This is a genomic window from Prosthecobacter sp. GW821-HT29F12, from assembly GCF_058803405.1.
In genome coordinates this window covers 4,066,422-4,087,021 of the sequence record NZ_CM179517.1, presented here as the reverse complement: position 1 = coordinate 4,087,021, position 20,600 = coordinate 4,066,422, and the positions used below count along the sequence as shown (strand labels likewise).

At 59.3% G+C, this 20,600-nt stretch carries 12 protein-coding genes; 10 read left to right on the top strand and 2 right to left on the bottom strand.

What is annotated here, in order from left to right:
* Positions 1-5: 5 nt before the first annotated feature.
* Positions 6-5,864, bottom strand: a complete 5,859-nt coding sequence (locus AC3RLQ_RS16735) for an alpha-2-macroglobulin (protein ID WP_493029823.1) — start codon at positions 5,862-5,864, stop codon at positions 6-8.
* A 287-nt stretch (positions 5,865-6,151) separates the two neighbouring features.
* Between AC3RLQ_RS16735 and AC3RLQ_RS16730 the strand changes: the two genes are divergently transcribed.
* The 10 genes from AC3RLQ_RS16730 (at position 6,152) to AC3RLQ_RS16685 (ending at position 17,849) form a co-directional block, all read left to right on the top strand.
* Positions 6,152-6,868 carry an RNA polymerase sigma factor gene (locus tag AC3RLQ_RS16730; protein WP_493029822.1) on the top strand — a complete coding sequence of 239 codons (717 nt, stop codon included), beginning with the start codon at positions 6,152-6,154 and terminating at the stop codon, positions 6,866-6,868.
* Positions 6,869-7,055: 187 nt separating this feature from the next.
* On the top strand, positions 7,056-9,224 hold the full coding sequence (locus AC3RLQ_RS16725) for a protein kinase domain-containing protein (protein WP_493029821.1): 2,169 nt from the start codon (positions 7,056-7,058) through the stop codon (positions 9,222-9,224).
* A gap of 105 nt (positions 9,225-9,329) precedes the next feature.
* A complete protein-coding gene (locus tag AC3RLQ_RS16720; RefSeq protein WP_493029820.1) occupies positions 9,330-10,112 on the top strand; it encodes a hypothetical protein in 783 nt (260 codons plus the stop codon).
* A 78-nt stretch (positions 10,113-10,190) separates the two neighbouring features.
* Positions 10,191-10,787 carry an RNA polymerase sigma factor gene (locus AC3RLQ_RS16715; RefSeq protein WP_493029819.1) on the top strand — a complete coding sequence of 199 codons (597 nt, stop codon included), beginning with the start codon at positions 10,191-10,193 and terminating at the stop codon, positions 10,785-10,787.
* Positions 10,784-11,134 carry a hypothetical protein gene (locus AC3RLQ_RS16710; protein ID WP_461523973.1) on the top strand — a complete coding sequence of 117 codons (351 nt, stop codon included), beginning with the start codon at positions 10,784-10,786 and terminating at the stop codon, positions 11,132-11,134. Before AC3RLQ_RS16715 ends, AC3RLQ_RS16710 begins: the two co-directional genes overlap by 4 nt.
* A gap of 23 nt (positions 11,135-11,157) precedes the next feature.
* Positions 11,158-11,343, top strand: a complete 186-nt coding sequence (locus AC3RLQ_RS16705) for a hypothetical protein (protein ID WP_493029818.1) — start codon at positions 11,158-11,160, stop codon at positions 11,341-11,343.
* A 422-nt stretch (positions 11,344-11,765) separates the two neighbouring features.
* Positions 11,766-14,459, top strand: a complete 2,694-nt coding sequence (locus AC3RLQ_RS16700; RefSeq protein WP_493029817.1) for a DUF1592 domain-containing protein — start codon at positions 11,766-11,768, stop codon at positions 14,457-14,459.
* Positions 14,460-14,479: 20 nt separating this feature from the next.
* Positions 14,480-15,778 (top strand): DUF1552 domain-containing protein, encoded by a 1,299-nt coding sequence (locus tag AC3RLQ_RS16695; protein ID WP_493029816.1) that lies wholly within the window; start codon positions 14,480-14,482, stop codon positions 15,776-15,778.
* Between the two features lie 17 nt (positions 15,779-15,795).
* Positions 15,796-16,899: a dienelactone hydrolase family protein gene (locus AC3RLQ_RS16690; RefSeq protein ID WP_493029815.1), complete on the top strand. Its 1,104-nt coding sequence runs from the start codon at positions 15,796-15,798 to the stop codon at positions 16,897-16,899.
* Between the two features lie 59 nt (positions 16,900-16,958).
* Positions 16,959-17,849 (top strand): ThuA domain-containing protein, encoded by an 891-nt coding sequence (locus AC3RLQ_RS16685; RefSeq protein ID WP_493029814.1) that lies wholly within the window; start codon positions 16,959-16,961, stop codon positions 17,847-17,849.
* Between the two features lie 259 nt (positions 17,850-18,108).
* On the opposite strand, the gene AC3RLQ_RS16680 is transcribed toward AC3RLQ_RS16685, so the two are convergent.
* A complete protein-coding gene (locus tag AC3RLQ_RS16680) occupies positions 18,109-20,595 on the bottom strand; it encodes a DUF1592 domain-containing protein (protein WP_493029813.1) in 2,487 nt (828 codons plus the stop codon).
* Between the last annotated feature and the right edge of the window lie 5 nt (positions 20,596-20,600).

The window sequence follows — 20,600 nt, the reverse complement described above, 5'->3', positions numbered from 1 at the left end:
GGCCGTTACTCCACATTCACTTTCCCGCCGCCGTCGCGGCCTTTGGTGCCGCGATCGTACATGCTCTCAGCAAACACCGGCGGGATCACGTAACTGCCTGCGGCGATGGGTTTGATGCGATAGCTGAAGGTCTTCACTTCGCCCTTGCCCAGGCGGCAGAAGAACACGTTGCGGTCTTCGCGCACATCCACGTAGTCCGCGCCGGGCATCGTGCCGCGTCCGGGTTTGAGGCCGTTGGGCTCCAGTTCAAAGCTGCCGGGCATCAGATCCAGCACGGCGATGTTGCTCAGGGCATTGGGAGAAATGTTGCGCACGGTAAGGCGCACCAGCGCACCTTCACCGACCTTGAGCTTGGCCACCGCCTTGCCATCCGCTCCGAGAATTTCGCGGAAGACTTCCAAGCCATCCGCGATGCGCTGAGTCGGCAGGCCCGTGTCGAACCCGGCCTCCGTCACCTGATAAAACGCACCCAGATCGCGGCCGCCACCTTGCGCGAGTCCGAAGCGCAGTGCACCAGCCTGCGCGCTGAAGCTGCTCTGGATCAGTCCGGTGGTTTCCGGCACCAGCGGGATGGGGGTGCCGCCTGCGCGAGACACTTCCGTCAGCGAGACACGCACGCCCGACTGCTTCGCGAGATCCGAGTAGGCCTTGAGCGCGAGGATCGTGGAGGCGGCGCTGATGGTGTTGAAGCGATTGCGTGCCAGCGGCTCGGTGACGATGGCGAGGTCATCATAGCCAAAATTTCCTGCCAGTTCCGGGAAGTGCTTGCAGGCCACGGCGAAGCCCTCCGCCTGGCTCACCTGCGGATCGAGATAGTACCAGCCGTTCCATGCGCCCAATGCCTTCCCTTTGCGCACTGCGACCCAGTAGTCCTGCATCAGTGTCACCGCTTCCGGGCGCTTTTGCAGCAGGGCATACGTGCCTGCGAGATACGCGGCGGTGAGATGACTGCGCCATGCCTCTTGATGTTTCTGGCGCAGGTTGTCGCGCAGGTTTAGCACAAAGGTGGAGGTGTTCTCCCCCTGCCGTGTGAGCAGATAAATCGCCGCCGCCTGGATGGCCGCGTCATCGAGGCTGTCCACCTGGCTGCGTGCCATCTGCCTCATGCGATTGCGCGCACCTTCGAGCAGTGCGGAGGGCACCGCATGCCCTGCATCCCGCGCTTCCGTGAGGAAGCGTGTCACATAGACCGAAAGGTAGTCCATGCCGGAATCGGCATCTGAATCCCAGTAGCCAAAGCCGCCGCTGGAATTCTGGCGGCTGCGCAGCAGGGCAAACGCGTCATCCAGCTGCCGTGCGGACTCTGCTGCATCAAAACCAAAGTCCACCTCCTTCGCCAGCAGCAGGCGTGAGACGGCACGGCTGGTGATCTGCTCGGAGCAGCCATAGGGATACTCGTGCAGGTACGACTCCAAACCACGCGCAAGGCCCAGCGGCAGGGCGGACACGTTCGCGTTCAGTTTGCGATACTGCGGGAACATCTCGCGCGTGATCTTCACCTCATGCGTCTTCTCACGGAAGTAACCGCTCTGCACGTTGGTGATGAAGGGCGCTGCAGGCCGCACGCTCAGCGTGGCACGCCGCAGCACCACCTGACCGGCGGCTTCGGCTTTGAAGGTGATCTCCGCCCCGCCGAGTTCCTCTTTCACCCGAATGCGGAAGCGCACCGTGTCTTCCTTGCCTGCGGCCACATTGACCGCGCCCTGCGGTGAGGCGATGACTTCAAGATGCGGCGTGACCTGTGCCACGATGCTGATCGGCGCATTCGCTTCTGCACCTTCGAGATTGTTCGCCACGGTGAGCGAGGCCGTGAATTCATCTCCGGGCGCGGCAAAAAACGGTACATTGGGCGTCAGCACCAGCGGGCCGCGCACGATGCTGCTCGTTTCAGCGCGGCCCACCGCATCCTCAGCTACGGCGATGGCCATGACGTTGAGTTTGCCGGCGAAGTAATCCGGCACCGTGTAGCTGACCTCCTGGCGTTCGGGGCCTGCAGCGATCAAGCCCGACCAGAACACCACCGGCGGCTCCTTGCGGCGCTTGAACGGATTCAGATTCAAACGCAGCGGCTTGTCGGCGTCACCCCCAAAGGCCTTGTTCTGCGCAATGAGAGAGAACTCCGGCAGGATCAGGTCCATGAGCTGCTCCGTCTCAACTTCGAGCGCGCGTTTGCGGTTCAGGTAGGCAAGCGGGTCCGGCAGCTTGTAATCCGTGATCTGGTGGATGCCCGCATCCACGGCATAGATGACGATGCGGCATGGCTTCGCAGTCTGGTAGCCGATCTTCATGACATCCCCCGGCTTCACTTTTTCCGGTGCATCGATCTTCACCTCGATGCGTCGCTTGTCGGGATTTGCCACGAAATGCTCCACCGCATAGCTCAGCGGTGAGGTGAAAATTTCCTTCGAATCGAGCGCCCGCACAAAGGACGCATTCACATACGCGGAGCCCTCGATGTCATTCGGCACCGTGATGTGCTGCACGCTGGATGTTGTGCCCGCCTTGAACCATTGCCAGTCGAGCACACGCTCGCGCTCGATGGTGATGAGGCCCGCGCCGGTGTAGGTGGCACTCAGGCTTGCTTCCAAAGCTTCACCGCTGTTCCACGTGCCCCGCGCCAGTTTGATGCCCAGCTCCGCGTCACGCTCCATGCTGCGGTCAAGGTCTCCCTTGCCCACCACGGTGAACGCTGTGGCGCATACGACATTGTTTTCCGGGTCGCGCAATTCGAGGCGGAACTCGCCCGCCGCATTCGTGGGCAGCGCGTAACTGGCACCTTCCGCCGGCAGAGCAAAACGCGCCTCCGAAACCATGGATTCACGCTGCGTCGAGACGTAGGCGTAGCTGCCGCTTTCCTGCTTGGTGAGCACGGAGACGTGTTTGATCTGCATCAGACGCGCCATGAGATCCTTTGGCACATAGGGTTTCAAATCCGGTCCCACCGCCATGAAGCGTACATTGGCCGCCGTGTCCTTGCCGAGGTAGTCGAGCTTGGCATCCGGCTTGTAGCCAATGACGTACGGCAGCGCGGCCACGAGGAAGTTTTTCCCACTGCGCACACTGCGTCCGCCATCAGCTTCAAAGCCTTCGATCAGCAGGCTCACCTGAAAGCAGCTCTTGTCGAAACGCTCCAGTGCCAGGTCAAACTGCGCCGCGCCGGTGTCATCCGTCGTTTGCTCGCCCAGATTGATCTTCTGCCCGGCCTCCGTCTCCTCGGTGTCTTCCGCTTCCGGCAACCGGTTGTGGAAGATGAAATCGGGGAATTGCGCAAAGGCGAAAGCCCCCGGGCTCAATTCCATGCGCGCCTTGAGCAGACGCTTGGCCGCTGGAAAGCCAAACAGGGTTTGCAGAGACACGTCCGCCTTGATGTCACTCGGCCGCAGCCATCCGGCGAGTTCGTTGCCGGTGAGCGTCACATCGATCTTCATGCGGTCCGGCTGGAAATCCTCCACCTTGAACAAGCTCTGCCCTAGGCGGATGCGTTCATGCAGGCCTTTGACCAGATACAGCCGCGCAATGTAGCGGCCCGTGGGGTCAGACTCATCAGTCTTCATCTTCACATCCATGAAACCGTCTGCGGACAGCACGATCTTCTGGGTGTCGATCACCTCGTCCTTCGCATTGACCAGATCCATCTCCAGCAGCAGCCCCGCGAGGCCCGCTGCCCAGTCACGGCGCTTGAGCACCGCACTCACGTGGATGTCATCTCCGGGACGATACACACCGCGTTCCGTGAATACAAAAGCCTCCAGCGCCTCCTGTTCCGAAGCCTGCACGCCGCCGATCTCGAAACGTGAGAAATCCAGCAGGCGGTCGGGACGATCGAACGGCAGGAATGACAAATCATTGCCCAGCGTGGCGACGATGGCCACAGGGCGCTTCTCCCGCTGAAAATTGCTGACATCCGGCAGCAGCACATGGCCGTCGGCGGTGGTTTGCTGCAGCAGATACTCACCGTTTTTTGCCATCACCGTGATCACGGCACCGTTCACCGGCTCGCCACTCTGGATGCTCTGTACAAACACATCGCGCGAACCATTCGCGTTCGTTTTGACCATCAGGCCCAGATCGGTGACGAGCACAAAGCGGTTTGTCGTTGCTTGTCCCATGACCCGCCAGTCGTCCTCCACGGCATCGCCCTCCATGCTCTTCTTGCTTTCTGGCGTAGGTTGCACGCCTTCCGCGGTGAGGAAAAACAAACCGCGTGAAGCATCCGCATCGGCGGGATCCGGCGCCTGCAAGGCGCTGGCGAAATCGATCACCGAGTAGCAGGCCTGAAACTCGTTCTTCATGGCCACCGGCTGCACGCGGCGCAGGAAGTGGGCGATGTTGGATTCATCAAAGCTGTCGTTCATCGTGAAGAAGGGATTGGCGAAATCGCCTTCCGTCATCACCACGAGGTGGTTCACCTGCCGCGCAGGCACCCGCGCCATTTTCACCCGCAGAAACGGCACGCCGCGTGACTGCAGCGACAGCTTGCGTTCGCCATTGAGGGCCAGGATGCCGCCCTTGCCCAGCAACTGCACTTCCTTCGGAAAACGTGGTGCGGATTTAAAGGTGCGATACTCCCGGCTGAGCCGGAAGCCGCCCAGCGCCTCCACTCCCTGCGTGATGCGTACAAACAGCCGCCCCTGCTTCTCCGTGAGAAATTTGAAGGCATGCCGCGTCGTCGCCGGGTGATCATCGCTCAGTTCCAGTTCGACCGGTTTCAATGACACGGGCGCATACTGACGCAGCACATCCTCCGTCACATCATATTCCCTGGGAGGGACGCGCCTGCCATTCACATCCGTGATCCGAAAATTCGGCGGCTCCTGCCAGACACCGAGATGCTTGAGCAGATTCTCCGTTGAGACATAGCCCTCAGTGTTGATGAACAGAAACTGCTCCGGCTCGCCATCATCGGCTTTTAAAATCTCCGTGTTCGCATCGGCGATCTTGAAGCCGCTGTCCACATCCGGCACGCGCACCTTGGAGATGATGTCCGCTGTCAGTGAACTGCCGCCGACCGTGCTGGTGAGTTCCTTGTGAAGCGTGATCTTCACGAAGTCCTCCTTCACCGGCACCTGGATCCGCGCGGTGCGGATCCAGAACTCGCGCTGCAGCTTTCCTTCCGTGACCGAGAACAGCGCATCGGGCTTCTGCCCTTTCCAATCGAAGATTTTCGCGCCACCCACGACCTCCAGCGAGACCAGTTGCTCGATCTGCGCCCTGTCGAGCGGATGCGTTGAGCTGAGACCGACCACGACGTTTTGCATCGAAGGATCACGTGGATCGATCTCAAATTCCGAACTGGTTACTGCGAGCACCAGCGGCTGCGTCTTCCCCTTCCAGACGGGTTCCTTCACCATCACTTCCTTGGGCAGCTGAGCCGGGTCAAGCCGCACAGTGTACTCCTGACCAGCCGGCCAGTCCTTGGCAGGTGTGAAGACCAGCAGCTTGTCCGTGCTCCAAGTCCACACGCCTGAATGCGCAGGGGTGAGGCTGACGCCAGGCGCTGCTTTACCCACAGCATCAAGTTTGGCCACCGAGACATTGAACTGGACCGTCATCGGCTGTGGCTGCGGTTTATTTTTGATGATCGGCGTGAGCGCCGGCATCAGGAGCAGCCCCTTTGCCTCACGCACATCAACCCGCACCTGAGGGCGAGGCCGATGCGCGTCCCTATAGTGGCGTATCTGTGGCACGACGAGAAACATCAGACCGGTGATAACGATGGCTAGGGCGTAGCAGCCGGGATGTTTCCGCACCTGGTCATCCGCCGCATAGGCAAGACGCGGCACCCAGCTAGGCGGCTGGTAGTGAAATTGCCCAAACAAAGCACGCATCAAGCGCGCAACCCATGAACCGGAGGAGTCGGACATATATGTATAAATTGGTGACTGAGAGTAATCGACCGGCCTTTCGGCGCTCGGGGAATCTTGAGGCAAAAATTGAAAATTATTCCCTTGATTCTGTCCCGGGAGTCGGTCGTCCAGTCCCGGTAGTCCGGTGGTGATAGGGGCGAAAAATCAAGACCGCCGGCTCCGCCCGACTGTGGGTGGCGGACAGGCAGAACTGCAGCGATTCGGTTGATCAGAAGCTTTCCATGCGATTCCTTCAAGACGTGTAACTTCGATTCCCATTTCATCAAGGTACTCACAGAGCCCTCATGCAATTCACGCACGCCACCGGCAGTTTCATGTCCACACGCTGGACGTTGGTGCTGCGTGCAAATGCCGAATCGCCTGAAGGCAGGGCGGCGTTGAGCGATCTATGCGCCGCGTATTATCAGCCGGTGTTTGTTTTTCTGCGACGGCTGGGATTTGATGCGGATGCGGCGCGTGATCATGCGCATTCATTCTTCGCTCATCTGCTGCAGCGCGGGTTTCCGGGCCCGGACCCGGAGCGCGGCCGGTTTCGCAGCTATCTGCTGGGTGCGGTGAAATACTTCGTCAGCGGATTGCAGACTCATGCGCGCCGGGCAAAGAGGGGCGGCGGCATGGTGCATGAATCCCTGGATGCCGAGGTGGACGGTTCACCTGCGCTCATGATCGGAGACCCCAACATCATTCCCATGGCGGAGGCATTTGATCGTGAATGGGCCGTCGCTGTGATGAACCGTGCGGTGGCCGCGCTTGCTGCGGAGCATCTGGACGGACGGGAAGGGCAGTTTGAAGCGCTGCGGCCCTGGCTGATGGGAGACGAGGTCGCATCCCACGCAGAAACGGCGCGCGCTTTGGACATGAGTGAAGGGGCGGTGAAAGTGGCCGTGCATCGCCTGCGCAAACGATTCCGCGAACTGCTGCGGCATGAAATCGCCCAGACGCTGGATGAGCACGAAAATGTCGAGGACGAACTGCGCTACCTTTGTTCCGTGCATGGCTAAATCTGTGTAACATTTCACGGCGCATCTTCAAGGAACAGGCATGACACCCAATGCATCACATCCCTGCTCTCAATGCGGTCAGCCCATTCCGGAGGGCTCTGCCAATGGGCTCTGCCCGCGCTGTGTTTATGCCAAGGCCCTGGCACCCACGGTGGACGGAATATCAGGGCCTCATGAGCCACCGAGTTTGGAAGCCGTCCGTGCGGCCTTCCCCCATCTGGAAGTCTCCTGCCTGATCGGCAGCGGCGGGATGGGCGCGGTGTTCAAAGCACGCCAGCCGCAGCTCGATCGTTTTGTCGCTTTGAAGATCCTGCCCGAGGAACTCGCGGGGCAGCCTGGCTTCTCCGCACGCTTCCAGCGCGAGGCGCAGGCGCTCGCAAAGCTCAGCCATCCGCACATTGTGACCGTCCATGACTTCGGACAGTCGGGCGGATTCTTCTACCTCCTCATGGAATTTGTGGATGGGGTGAATCTGCGCCAGTTGATGCAGACCAAACGGCTCACGCCCAGGGAGGCGCTCAGCATCGTGCCACCTGTGTGCGAGGCGCTGCAATGCGCGCACGATCACGGCATCGTGCATCGCGACATCAAGCCCGAGAACCTGCTCATCGACAAAGCAGGGGTGGTCAAGATTGCTGATTTTGGCATCGCGAAGATGATCGGCGGTGAGGAGGGAACATCCGCATATGACAATGAGTCGCGAACCAGTGTGCCCGGTTCACTCCCCTTCGGAACCCCGGATTACGCCGCGCCGGAGCAAGCGAATGGCACCGCCGATCATCGGGCGGACATTTACTCTCTCGGTGTCGTGCTCTACGAGATGCTCACCGGCGGGCGGCCGAAGGAAAAAATCGAGATGCCCTCAAAGCGTGTGCAGGTGGACGTGCGCATCGACGAGATCGTGCTCCGGGCGCTGGAGCGGGTACCGGAGCTGCGCTATCAGACGGCGGCAGAATTCCGCACGCAGGTGGAGGCTGCGGTGCATCCACTTGCCGGTTCCCAGCCCGCTAACAAAAGAAAGAATGGCTGTCTCCGTCTGCTGCTCATAGCGGGTGTGATTCTGCTGGCGTTGTTTGGCCTCATGTTTGTCATCTATCTGGCATCGCGTGTCGAGGCTCCGCCTGCCCATGCAGGGCACAAAGCTGCGGCCTTTGGCCCCGTCATTGAACGCATCATTCACTTGCCTGAGGGGGCTCCGCATGAATCCTTTCTCGATCTCGACACCGGGAAGTTCGTGGCGGCGCCCGAGGATGTTCTCAAGGCCATGAAAATTCGTTTCACCCAGGTGCAAACGTCACCTGAAGTGGAAGCTCCGATCCGGCAATGGGCGGAAGAAACGGGTGCTGACCTCATGGTGGTCAGCACGGAGCCTCGCATCACGCTGGTATGTTTCGGTGGATCACTGGCATTTCCAGATCTCTCCTTTGCGAAAGCGGAGGCAGGGCAGGTGATGCTCATGGCTGATCGCTCAGCAGACTCCAAGGAACCCACGCCTTCATTTGTGCGTTTCGACCAGCCTGAACTCGATCCGGACGGTGCCGTGAAAGCCGTTCTATTTCAAACTCAAGACAGGAAGGCCGGCCTGTTGCAGGTGGTTGGATTTGCGGACAGCTCCAATCGCATCAAACTGCGCTACAAGCTGCTCGCTGATTCATCCGAGCCTGCAGCGGGACTTGCCGAGAGCAGGACGCGCACATTTCCCCTGCATCATACCTTTGCCTCCGATATCATTGCCAGCGGGCTGGGTGCCATCCTTCGGGATGGACCCGGACATGAGGCCAGGCCGACACCCGATAATCAACAAATCATGGTGACTGCGCCGGGGGACATCATGAAACGTGTGCAAACTTTCATCACCGTGATGGATTGGACGGACGCGATGCAGCGCGGCCCTGATTACCAATATCCACGCGACACCGTGATGCATACGGCTCGCGCATTCTTTTATGCATGCTCCATTGAAGATGAGGTGGCGGTGTTTGACAATCTGCTCTCGCCCAGTGTGCTGGCCGAGCTGAAACACGACACCAAGAGCAAGGAGTTTGAAAACTACCAGATGGGCGGGATTCCTGACTCTGCGTGGGAGAAATCATTGCGTGCAGACTGGCCCGGAAAGAAGGAAGTGATCCGGCGGTTCATACGTGCATGGAATCGCTACCCGGTGAAGCGCATCACCGAGAGTTCAGGCATTGCCCTCGGATTCGGCATGAAACATTTCTGCGATGTCACGTTTGAGGGCGCCCCCAGAAGCTCTTACAAGGTCATGATTGAACCCGTGCGAACACCGGAAGGCGCAAAGCAGGATTCCTTTTTCTTCAGCAGCCTGCCTCCATGGTGGAGTGAAGAACCGCGCTGAGACCACGGCTTGTTTTCTCATGAAAAGGCGAAAATTTTCGTGGGTTCCAGGCCCCGCTGTCGTGATACCCGATGAAGTTCTGTCCAACCTTTCATCCACACTCACATGAAGACTTATTGTTTCGCACTTCTGCTGCTCGCCTGCGCCGGCCATCTGCCCGCCCAGTCCAATTCCGAGAAATCGTCCGGCCTCAAACCTGACGTTGGATGGACCAAGAATCCAGACCCCGATGGGAATGTCAGGCTTCCACCGGGGACTTTGAAAGACATCGTGGAATTTATCGAGCACGATCTCATGCCCACATGGACCGGCCACGTGGGAAACATGCCAAACATTCTGATGTCACAGGAGGTGGGGAATCTGGAAATTCCCGGAGGACTGACGCTGCACCGCGTTTCACCTTTGCAGGCAGTCGTCCTCGCTGCAGCAGCGGCGAATTGCAGTTTGGAACCCATTCTGGACCCGACTCCTGCGGCTGACGGCACCAGGAGTTCACCCATCCTGGGTTACCGAATCACTCAGACTAAAACGCCCACGCCCGAATCTGCGAATATCACCCTTCCAACCCCCTCCACGGCATCTGCTTCGGGACCACCGACAAAGGACTCTGAGCCGGTCATCCGTATCTATGCCGTCGGAGCTGTCCTGCATGCGGGATCTGAGGATGAACTCAAACGCGATGAGGCCATGTTTCAAGTAGTCCTGCATGACGCTTTGGATAAATCGGATCCGGACTCGCCTCCTCCCGATCTTACGCTTCACTCACAATCCAAGACACTGATTGTCAAAGCCACCGCCGCTCAGCAGGAGATCGTGGATCAGGTGATCAAGGCTCTGAAGGAAAACAACGAACTCACGACCCGCCCCGCAGCCATAGTCAAGCCCTGAACAAGCAATCCCGTTGTGTCCCTCCCGCTGACAAATTCATGTCCAGCAGCAACGAGCGCGCACCTCGTGGACGAGGCAGTGAAAACCTCCGAAACAACAGTGCCGCATGCGGAGGCGTGGACGTTTGCCGATGTGCCTCGGCTGACCGCCGCGCTGAAACGAGGCGATGAAAAGGCCTTCGAATGGCTCCACCACGCGTGGGCTTTGCGCATCAACCGTTACTGCTTCGCTCTTGCTGCGGGCGATGAAACCCTGGCCCATGAAATCTCGCAATCCGTCTGGCTGCGAATCGTCCGGCACGTTCGTGTCCTGCCAGATGAAGCGGCGCTATGGAGCTGGATCGCATGTTCCGCACGGCATGCCGCATCCGACTTGCGCCGCAAAGGCGGGCGCTATTTGCGGGCCTTGGTTCGCTTTGCCACCTGGTGGAGTTCGGATGCCTTCGCTGACACTTCCGCGACTGACAGCCTGATGAACGCGCTTGAGGTGGCAATGGGCAAGCTAAGCGCCATTGAGCGGGACATGGTCGAGGCCCGCTACTTCTCCCGTGAGCCGCTGGAGGTGGTCGCCACCCGGCACGGCATTACCACTCGTGCCGTCGAAGGCAGGCTGGCACGCATCCGCGACCGGCTGCGGCTGCTCATCGCCGAAGAACTTCAACACTCCAACTCATGAAATCAAATTATGAAAAGCTCAACACTCTGCTGGATGAGGTTCTGCCTTCGTCCCTCGGAAATTGCGGGCCGTCCTGCGCCGAATTATTGGATCTCCTTCGCCGCGAAGGCCGGCGTCGGCGCAGTCGCACAGCGTGGGTGGCAGTCATGGCGCTGATCCTCACAATCGTGCTTTGGAAACATGCGATGCCCACAAAGACTTCCCTTGCTCAGACACCGTCAAAGCCTGCTCCGCTCGCGATCCGGCAGGTGAATGACGAGCAGCTTTTCGCTCTGCTCGAAGATACTCCTGCAGCCCTCGTCAGCCTTCCCGATGGCACCACCAAGCTCCTTATTCTCAATCCATAGATCACTCCTCACGAGTTTAAAAAATGAGAAATCCGAATGCCAAAGTCTTCACCCGGAACCGTGTCGTCATGGGCATCCTGGTCTGCATCCTCATTCTGCCGCTGGGATTGAGCACGGGCCGGATGGAAGCCTCCATCGGTTTTCTGATCTGCCTCCTCATCATCATTGGCGCAGTCCATCTCATGAAACGTTCCACCGAACGTCCGTGACAAAGCGGGATCAGCACAAACGCTTATGAAACTGCAGGCCAATACCAGCTCTTTTCACACGGTGCTCATGCTGTTCCTTGTCACACTCGCCGTCAGGTCCATGGAGCCATCCACGTCCGTAAATGGCTGTGGGCCTCTTCTTAAGCTCGAGCAGGTATCCAAAGTACACGCTCGCGCCGCAGACAAGAATATCACGCAGCGTGGCATGATCCATGAAGCAGACTTGGATTTCGTCATGTGCGCGCTCATTCTATGGGGTTGCTAGGCGCTTTTTCCTCTTGAGTTTGGGGTGAAGAAAATCAGCGCCACCGAGCAGGTGTGGCGCAAAAAGACCTGGTCGCAGAAATATGTTTTTGTTCGTCCGGTTTTGACGCTGATGGCGAGATACATTGATCGTCCCCCTGCGTTTGTTTCTTCTCCTGATGAATCGTCCGTTTCTGCTTCTCGCCGCCCTGTTGTCTGCCTATTCACCTTCTCTCGCCGCAGAGGCCCAGAGCCGCGCCGTGATGGATCAACGTCACAAAGCTTTATTTCAGGAGACTTGTGTTTCATGCCACGGCCCGGACAAGCAGAAGGGGAAGTTCCGTGTGGACGATCTGCCGTTTGAGATCAAGGACATCGAAACCGCGGAGAAGTGGCAGAAGGTGCTGAATCAGATGAACTCGGGCGACATGCCGCCGGAGGATGAGAAACAACCGGCCAACGCTGCGAAGGCCGATTTTCTCGATGACCTGGCTAATGTGATGGTCGCGGCACGGCGCACTTTGGGAGATCAGAATGGTGTCATCACCATGCGGCGGCTGAACCGCCGTGAATACAAGAACACGCTGCGGGAACTGCTCGGCGTGGACGTCAATGTGTCCGATCTGCCCGCAGACAGCGGTGCGGGTGGCTTTGATACGGTGGGGGCAAACCTCTTCATGTCGGCAAACCAGTTTGAGCAGTATCAGCTTTTGGGACGCGAGGCGGTGGAGGAGGCCTTTGCATGGCAGGCGGCAGCGGGCGTGGAGAAAAAGCTGCACTACGAAGCCGAGACGACGACCCCCATTGTGAAGAAGTTCGTGGAGTATCAAATCGATGCCAAAGTCCGAGCCGAACGCTGGGTCAAAGCCGTGGAGGAAGCGGCGGCCAAACCTGAGAACAAGGACATCGTCGCGAAGATCCGCAAGGAATCGAAGAACGACAGCATCTTCCGCCGCGAATGGGCCCGGATTCCCGGCGCACCCAATCCACGTGCCTTTGGCTTCGACAAGAAAGGCGAGAACGACGCCGATCTCGCCAACGATTCATTGGGTGCAGGCTGGCTGAAGTATCACCAGTATTACATGGCGCAGCCTGCTGTGGACAAGGGGGCCTACCTCGGCACGCAGACACGACATCCGGCGGAGCTGAACGTGAACTACATCGAGCTGCTGGTGCCCTTTGACTGGCCGGTGGGTGATTACATCGTGCGTGTGAAGGCCGCAGCAACGAAGGACGCACCACCAGAGCGTCGCTTTCTCGACTTCGGCATCTATGCGCGGACGGGGCGAGTGATGGCAACGCATGAGATCACCGGCACGATCGAAAAGCCGCAGGTGATCGAAATTCCGCTGACTCTGACGCGCAGCAACATGACGCGTGAGAATCGCCTGCTGTTTGTCCGTGAAAAGGGCAGCTGGGACACCAATGAAGAAGGCGGTCGCAAACGTGCCGAGGCGGTAAAGCGCAATGGCATCGGGCCGGAACTCACACTGTGGGTGGACTGGATCGAAGTCGAACGCGTGCCGAAAGTCGACAAACCCAAGCCTCCCGGCATTGCGGCGCTGAGCATTCCACTGGATGACAAATCGCCTGCGCCTGCCGCGCCCGAACTGCGCACGGCGTTGGAGCGATTTGCCACGGAGGCCTTCCGAGGAACAACGCCGCCGAAGGCCTACATCGACCGCCTGCTCAGCCTGTATGACGTGCGCCGCAAGGCGGGAGACAAACATAGCGCAGCGCTGAAGGAGACGCTGGCCGTGGTGCTGTCATCGCCCATGTATCTCTATCTCGCAGAGCCTTCACCCGACGAGAAACGCCGGCCTCTGACAGGAATGGAACTCGCCACCCGCATGTCCTATTTCCTTTGGAGCGCGCCGCCGGATAAGCAGCTGCTGGATCTGGGGCGGAACGGAGAATTGCAGAAGCCGGAGGTGCTCGCCGCGCAGACGGAGCGGCTGCTCAATGATCCGCGTTCGGCAGATTTTCTCGAAGCCTTCACGCATCAGTGGCTTGGCCTGGACCGCATCGACTTTTTTGAGGTCAATCGTTCACTGTATCCGCGCTTTGACACCGGCACAAAGGTCGCGGCCAAAGGGGAGATCCACGAAACCATGGCGCACATCATGCGAAACAACGCAAGCCTGCGCGACCTCCTAAAGTCTGATTACGTGATGATCAATCGCGTGCTCGCCCACTACTACGGCATCTCCGGAGTGAAGGGGGATGGCTATGAAAAAGTGTCTCTGCCCAAGGACTCTCCACGTGGTGGCTTGCTCGGCATGGCGGCCATCCACTTCATGGGTGGCAATGGCGAGCGCACCAGCCCCGTCGAACGCGGTGCCTGGGTGCTGCGCAAGCTGCTGCATGACCCGCCACCACCCGCACCAGCCAACGTCCCCGCGATCACGCGCCTCGCGGGCAAGGTGCTCACCACACATGAGCGATTGCTCGCGCATCAGGAAGACCCGCAGTGCGCGAGCTGCCACCGCAAAATCGACCCCGTCGGCTTTGGCTTGGAGAACTTCGACGCCGCCGGACAATGGCGCACCGAAGATAGTTACATGGCCATTGACGCAAACGGCAAGCCTGACCCAAAGAGCAAAAAGACCTGGACCATCGAAGCTGCCGCCGCGCTATACAAAGGCCCGGCGTTCAAAGACTTCTTTGGGCTGCGCGACATCATCGCCTCCAAATCAGACGCCTTTGCCCGCAGCTTCAGCGAGGCCCTCATCGAATTCGCGCTCGGCCGCCCGCCGGGCTTCCGCGATCAACCACTCATTGCCGGCATGATTCAGCAAGCCGGTAAAAAAGACCTCGCCATTCGCGAGTTCATTCACGCATTGGTCGCAAGTCAGGAGTTCCATACGAAGTAATCTCTCAACGAAAAAGCATCATGAGCACCTCACCCATCCGGCGCCGCCACTTCCTTCAATCCAGCACCGCGCTCATTGCCCTGCCGGCACTGGAGTCTCTCGGCTTCCGTCGCTTTGCCTCGGCGGCTGCTCCAGCAGCTCCACCAAAGCGGCTGGTCTTTCTCGGCTTCGGCTGGGGGATCACGACAGAGAGCTGGTTTCCGGACATCAAACAACCCGGTGCGGATTACACCCTGCCTGAAGGATTGAAGCCGCTGGCACGGCACAAGGCGGACTTCAGCGTCGTGCAGGGGCTTTGGAACAAGTACAGCAATGACGGCCACTGGGGCAGCACCATGTGGCTCACGGGGGCGAATCGCTTTGGCGAGCCGGGACAAAACTTTCACAACAGCATCTCCGCAGATCAGGTGGCGGCGGCAAAGCTCGGACTCGACACGCGTTTTGCCTCATTGCAGCTTAATGGTAGCGAGAACGCTGAAGCTTCAGGGCATGGCCCCGGGCTTTCGATGGCATGGGATGTCAGCGGCAAACCCATTGGCGGGCACAAGGGCCCCGTGGAAGCCTACCACCGGCTCTTTTCCAAAGACACCACGCCCATCGAGCAGCAGAAAGCCATGCTGGCGCAGAAGCGCAGCGTGCTCGACACGGTGATGGAGAATGCCCGCGTCATGCAGCGCGGCCTTGGCAAAACGGACAAGGGCAAGCTCGATGAATACTTCCAGGGCATCCGCGACATCGAAACACGTCTGAGCAAGGACGAGCAGTGGATCGGCGTGCCGCAGCCCAAGGCACCCATTCCTGAGCCAGCCCCCGGCCTCGCTGGAAAAGAAGAGATCAAGATCATGTATGACATCATGCTCGCGGCGATGCAGACAGACAGCACCCGTGTGCTCACCTACCGCCAGCCGGTCAGCACGCTGCTCACAAGCATCGGCATCAAGGTGGCCCCGCATGACATGAGCCATTACCACTCGACCATGGGTGAAAAGTTGGAAGCTTCCAAGCAGCGCGACCTCACGCAGAGCGATCTGCTCGCGGGATTCATCGACAAACTCAAAGCCACCAAGGAAGCCGACGGCAGCCGTCTCTTTGACAATATTGCCCTGGCCTACGGCAGCAATATCCGCACCGAGCACAGCCTGGACAACTGCCCCACGCTGCTCACGGGTGGTGGCGCAGGCATCAAGCTGGGCCACAACATCGTCGCGCCGAAAGACACGCCGCTGTGCAATGCGTGGCTGACGCTCCTCCATGGTCTGGGCGTGAACGTCGAGCGCCATGGAGACAGCTCCGGCGTGCTGAAAGAGCTCATCGCCTAGACTCACTCACCCATTTCATGAAGCCGTTTTTTCTCGTCGCCGCATTGCTGCTGGCAAATCTCCACGCCGCTGACATTGAGCTCACTGAGACGCTTCAACTGCCCGAATGCCACAGTCTCGGCTGGGTGCGGGCAAATGCGCAGGTGAAAGGCCAGAAGAACTGGAATGGTGTGCTCGATGAAGCCAAATGGGGTGCGCCTTCACCACAGCAGGCTGTTGAAAGAAGCTGGGACTGGAAACTCACCGATGAGCAATGGCAGCAGGCCGTGAAGGAAAAAGGCGAAGGCAAAAAGGAGGATGTGAAGTTTGACCTGTGGGTGCCAGAGCAGACCACCGTGGCAAAAGGCATCGTCGTCATCTCCGGCCACGGCAGCGGCGAGGCGCTTTATAAACACCCCGAACTCCGCAAGATAGCCCGCGAGCTGCACCTCGCGATTTTCAAATTCGTGGGCAATCCCATGCAGCGCGGCTTCTGGCCACGCAGCCTTCTGTATGAGAGGCTGAGGACCTTCGGGCAAAGAGCCAAGCACCCTGAGCTCGAAAATGCGCCGCTCTTTCTCTACGGCCACTCGAACGGCACCGGCTTCTCGGCCATCTTTCCCGCCGAAAGCACCCGAGTTTGGGGCTGGGTTTCCATGCGTCCCGGCACTACGTATCAAGTCTATCAACCCGGTGCGGCACAAATCCCCGGCCTGGTGATCTTTGGCGAGGATGATGCCTTCTTTGCCCGGCCCTCAAAAGAAGAAAACATGGGAGTGGTCGAAGCTATGCGGAAGAAGCACAACGCGCTGTGGAATTATGCCGTCGAACCGAAGACTGGGCATGGACCTGGCGACAAAACCTGGCCGCTGGTCTTCTCCTTCCTGCGCCATACCTTCGTCGCCCGCGTGACTGCAGATGCTGATCCGCTCAAAGGTCCGGTGAAGCTCACTGCGCTGACGGTTGAGAGCGGATCTCTCGGGAAAAACTGGGATGCAAAACAAGGGGGATATCAAACCCTGACCACGGGACCTTTTGCCTCATTTGCCGGAGACAAAGCCACCGCCTCCTGGCTCATCAATGCCGACTATGCGACCGACTGGCAGATGTTTCAGCGCGACGGCAAGATCACCCGGCCGTGAAGATTGGGAGACATTTCCCGGTGAGTGCGTTCGTTTAGACTGCCTTCCACTTACCCACCATGATTTCCCGCTCACGTTTTCTTCTCTCTCTCGCTGCTGCAGGCCTGTGCACTTCTTCCTCTTGGGCTGCTGACAGCGTCAAAATTGTCCTCGTCGCCGGCAAGGTGAAGGAGGTGGACAAGGTCGGGCATCATGATTACCTCGGCGGCTGCCGCCTGATGCAGGCGCTGCTGAAGCAGACACCGGGAGTGGATGCGGTGCTGGTGAACGAAGAATGGCCTGCCGATGAGAAGGTGTTTGAGGGCGCGGCTGCCGTGGTCTTTTACACCGATGGCGGCGGCAAGCAGGCCTACCTCGCCTCACCGGAGCATGTGGCCACCGTGCAAAAAATGGCCGATGGCAAGACGGGACTGGTGAACATTCATCAGGCGGTGGAGTTCACACCGGCTTTTGCGCAGCAGTCGATGAGCTGGATCGGTGGTGTTTACAATGCGCTCTCAAGCCGCGGCCACTGGGACAGTGTGCATGACACCTTTCCAAAGCATGCCATCACGAGCGGTGTCACGCCGTGGAAGATCAATGACGGCTGGCTGAACCACTTCCAGTTCCCAGCAGAGATGAAAGGCATCACACCGCTGGTGTGGTCGGGCAAAGAAAAACTGGGTTCACCTGAAGGTGGCGACAAGGACGTCGTGGCTTGGACCTATGACCGCCCAAGCGGCGGACGCTCATTTAGCTTCAGTGGGCTGGATGCTCACTCAGCCTGGGAGCAGGCAGGCATGCGCCAGTTGGTGATTAATGGCGTGCTGTGGTCAGCGGGTGTGCAGATTCCAGCTGCAGGTGCCAAGTGTGAAGCAGACAAAGCGCTGATTGATTCTTTTCTGACGCCTCGTATTGCGCCGCCGAAGAAGGTGAAGGCTGAGGCGGCTGCGACGCCAGCGGTGAAGTAGGAAGCCAAGATCCGGCTACTCCAGCGCTCACGCGAGCGCGAAGCGTCTTGGAGTGCGTGCGGCAAGCCTGGGCGCGACGCCGCTTTTCGCAGGCCGGACGGCGGGATGGGAACTGTGAATGTTCAATACCCCGCGAAAGCGGTGTCGATGATGCAGGCTTGCGCCGTGCATCTCTGCCACCGCACTCCAAGACGCTGACGCGTTGATTGAATGCCCGCAGGCGGGAGAACAAACACGGACGTTCGTTTTACTATCAAGGTTACCGCGAGCGAAACACCTCGCTCATCAGGCACTCGGTGAGAAGAGTGTTCAGGCCGAGGCCCTGCTTTTTCACTTTGTCGTGGAGCTTGTCGATGATGAAGTCATCGTTGAGCTCCATGGTTCGGCCGGTGGTGTAGGTGAGGATCTGGCGGATGAGGTGCCGGCTGAAAAGATCGGCACGGGTGCCTTGGATGAGTTTCTTGAAGCTGGCGAAGTCGGTGTAGGTCTCGCCTGAAGGGAATTCACCAGTCGTGTCTATCTTGGGAGCAGGGGCCTTTTTATTGGTCTTCGGGTATGTGCTGCGCCAGCGGCCGACGGGATCGAAGGATTCGAGACTGAAACCGAGCGGATCAATCTTGCGATGGCATTCGGCGCAGGCGGCATCGGCGCGGTGTTTGGCAAGGCGGTCGCGAATGGTGGTGGCTCCGCTGACATCCGGATCAATGGCGGGTACGACATCCGGTGGTGGTGGCGGCGGCACGCCCAGAATGTTTTCTGTGACCCACACACCGCGTGTCACAGGCGAGGTCTCAACACCGTTCGCGCTCACAGTAAGCACGGCGGCCATGCCCATGAGGCCGCCACGATGGGCATTGCCTTTGAGGCTGACCTTTTGGAAACCATCGGCGAGGCGCAGGGTCTTCTGCTCGGGCAGTTCGTAGAGTTTGGCCAGCTTCTTGTCCACGAAGCTGTGGTCGCAGTCGATGAACTGAATGACGGAGCCGTTGGTCTTCAGCAGATCGCGGAAGAAGAGGTTGGCCTCGGCTTTCATCGAGGTGGGGAGATCCTCCGCATAGTAGGAGCGCACCACCTCGCGCGGCGGCGGCATGCCGCCGAGTTCACGGAGGTTCAGCCAGCTGTCCAGAAAGCCGTTCACAAAGCCGCTGATGCGTTCATCGGCGAGCATTCGCTGGATCTGCTTTTTCAGCTCGGCATCCTGGGTGAGTTTGCCGGACTTGGCTGACGCGAGCAGCGCTTCATCTGGCGGGGCGGCCCAAAGGGCAAAGGAGAGGCGGGAGGCGAGATCGTAGGGGCTCAGCGCTTTCGCGGACTCTTCGGTGATTTCGCTCAGGTAGAGAAAGGAGGGCGAGCAAAGAATCAGTTTCAGCGCATCCAGCGCGGCCTGGCGCGGTGTGGCTTTTTCGGCCAGCCGTTTGTCGTAAAGAGCGCGGATGGGCTTGCTGTCTGCATCGGTGAGCGGACGGCGATACGCTTTTTCCGCAAAAGCCTGGAGTTGCTCCATCGCATGCTCTGCCTGGAAACCGTCTTTGCCAAAGACTGCGATTTCTTCAGCCCCGCCTTTTTCTTCAGGCACCGGGCCGTTGATCTTGATTTCGCTGATGCGGATGTGCGGGAGCTTGCCTTCCAGCAGAATGTGGGCGCGACCGACGCCCGAGGATCCCGTGTCCGCCTTGAATTCGTCCTTGTAGCGTTTGTTGATCGTCACCACGGATGCCCGCGATTCATACGGACCATTCGGGAAGATGAAGCGCGGTGTCTGCCCGGCCTCCAGCCACACGCGGAATTTGAACCAGGTGGGCGTATTGTCCGGCACCACGGCGCTGGCGAGAAGCGGCTCAATGGCCTGCGGGTAATGGATGTGGCCTTTGGTCACATCTCCCGGAACGACCCCGAGGATGAAGGGTTCAGAAAAATCGATGCCAAAGATGGTGGGATCGTAGTGCGTGTCCCGGTGCATCGCAGCAGCCTCCACCTCGATGTCATAAAGACCGGAGACGGGCACGCCCTGCTTGAAGTCTTCGATATGGCCGTAGCCGCCCTGGCGGGTGTCGGTGTTCGGCTGCTCGTAAAGACAGAGGTAGCGGAAGTTGAAGGCTGACTTGTGCGAGCCGGTCAGCTCTTCGTATTGCACAAAGTGGCTGTTGAAGCGCCAGCTCTTCGGCTCGGTCGCCGACTTGCCGAGTCGCGTCTCGACGAGGCGGTTAGCAGACTGAAAGTATTGATCCACGAGAAAGCCCGACGTCACCAGCGACTTGCCGATGTTGTCCATGTGCTGGCTAGTCTTTTCCTTCGGGAAATCGGCCGTGAGGCCCAGTGTGTCCACCCGGCGGCCAAACAACACGGCAAGAGTGTTCTCATACTCCCGGCTGGAAAGGCGGCGCATGACCGTGCGGCTGCCAGTGCTCTGGAATTTGCCATAGGCGGCCACCGTGCCCTCGCGCAGCGCGCGGATCATGGCGAGGCGCTCGTCATCAGTGGGCTGATCCGCCTTTTTCGGCGGCATCTCTTTCAGGGTGAGCTGGTCGATGATGTCACGCGCATCGATGAGATCCGGAACGGACTTCAGAGGCAGCGCGAACTTCTCAAAGGCGCGATCGCCCTTTTGCACATCCGCGTCATGGCACTCCAGGCAGTATTTGCCGAGGAACTGCTGCGCGAGCTTTGGGGCATCGTCAGCCGAATGAGCCGTAGTAAGGAACGCGAGACAAAGCAGCGCGCTGAGACGCGTGGTCGGAGCTATCATGCTCA

Excerpts from the sequence above, each read along its gene's own strand:
- AC3RLQ_RS16730 (WP_493029822.1), top strand. The coding sequence starts at position 6,152 with ATGCAATTCACGCACGCCACCGGCAGTTTCATGTCCACACGCTGGACG.
- AC3RLQ_RS16690 (WP_493029815.1), top strand. The coding sequence starts at position 15,796 with ATGAAGCCGTTTTTTCTCGTCGCCGCATTGCTGCTGGCAAATCTCCAC.
- AC3RLQ_RS16700 (WP_493029817.1), top strand. The coding sequence starts at position 11,766 with ATGAATCGTCCGTTTCTGCTTCTCGCCGCCCTGTTGTCTGCCTATTCA.
- AC3RLQ_RS16705 (WP_493029818.1), top strand. The coding sequence starts at position 11,158 with ATGAGAAATCCGAATGCCAAAGTCTTCACCCGGAACCGTGTCGTCATG.
- AC3RLQ_RS16680 (WP_493029813.1), bottom strand. The coding sequence starts at position 20,595 with ATGATAGCTCCGACCACGCGTCTCAGCGCGCTGCTTTGTCTCGCGTTC.
- AC3RLQ_RS16710 (WP_461523973.1), top strand. The coding sequence starts at position 10,784 with ATGAAATCAAATTATGAAAAGCTCAACACTCTGCTGGATGAGGTTCTG.
- AC3RLQ_RS16720 (WP_493029820.1), top strand. The coding sequence starts at position 9,330 with ATGAAGACTTATTGTTTCGCACTTCTGCTGCTCGCCTGCGCCGGCCAT.
- AC3RLQ_RS16695 (WP_493029816.1), top strand. The coding sequence starts at position 14,480 with ATGAGCACCTCACCCATCCGGCGCCGCCACTTCCTTCAATCCAGCACC.
- AC3RLQ_RS16735 (WP_493029823.1), bottom strand. The coding sequence starts at position 5,864 with ATGTCCGACTCCTCCGGTTCATGGGTTGCGCGCTTGATGCGTGCTTTG.
- AC3RLQ_RS16685 (WP_493029814.1), top strand. The coding sequence starts at position 16,959 with ATGATTTCCCGCTCACGTTTTCTTCTCTCTCTCGCTGCTGCAGGCCTG.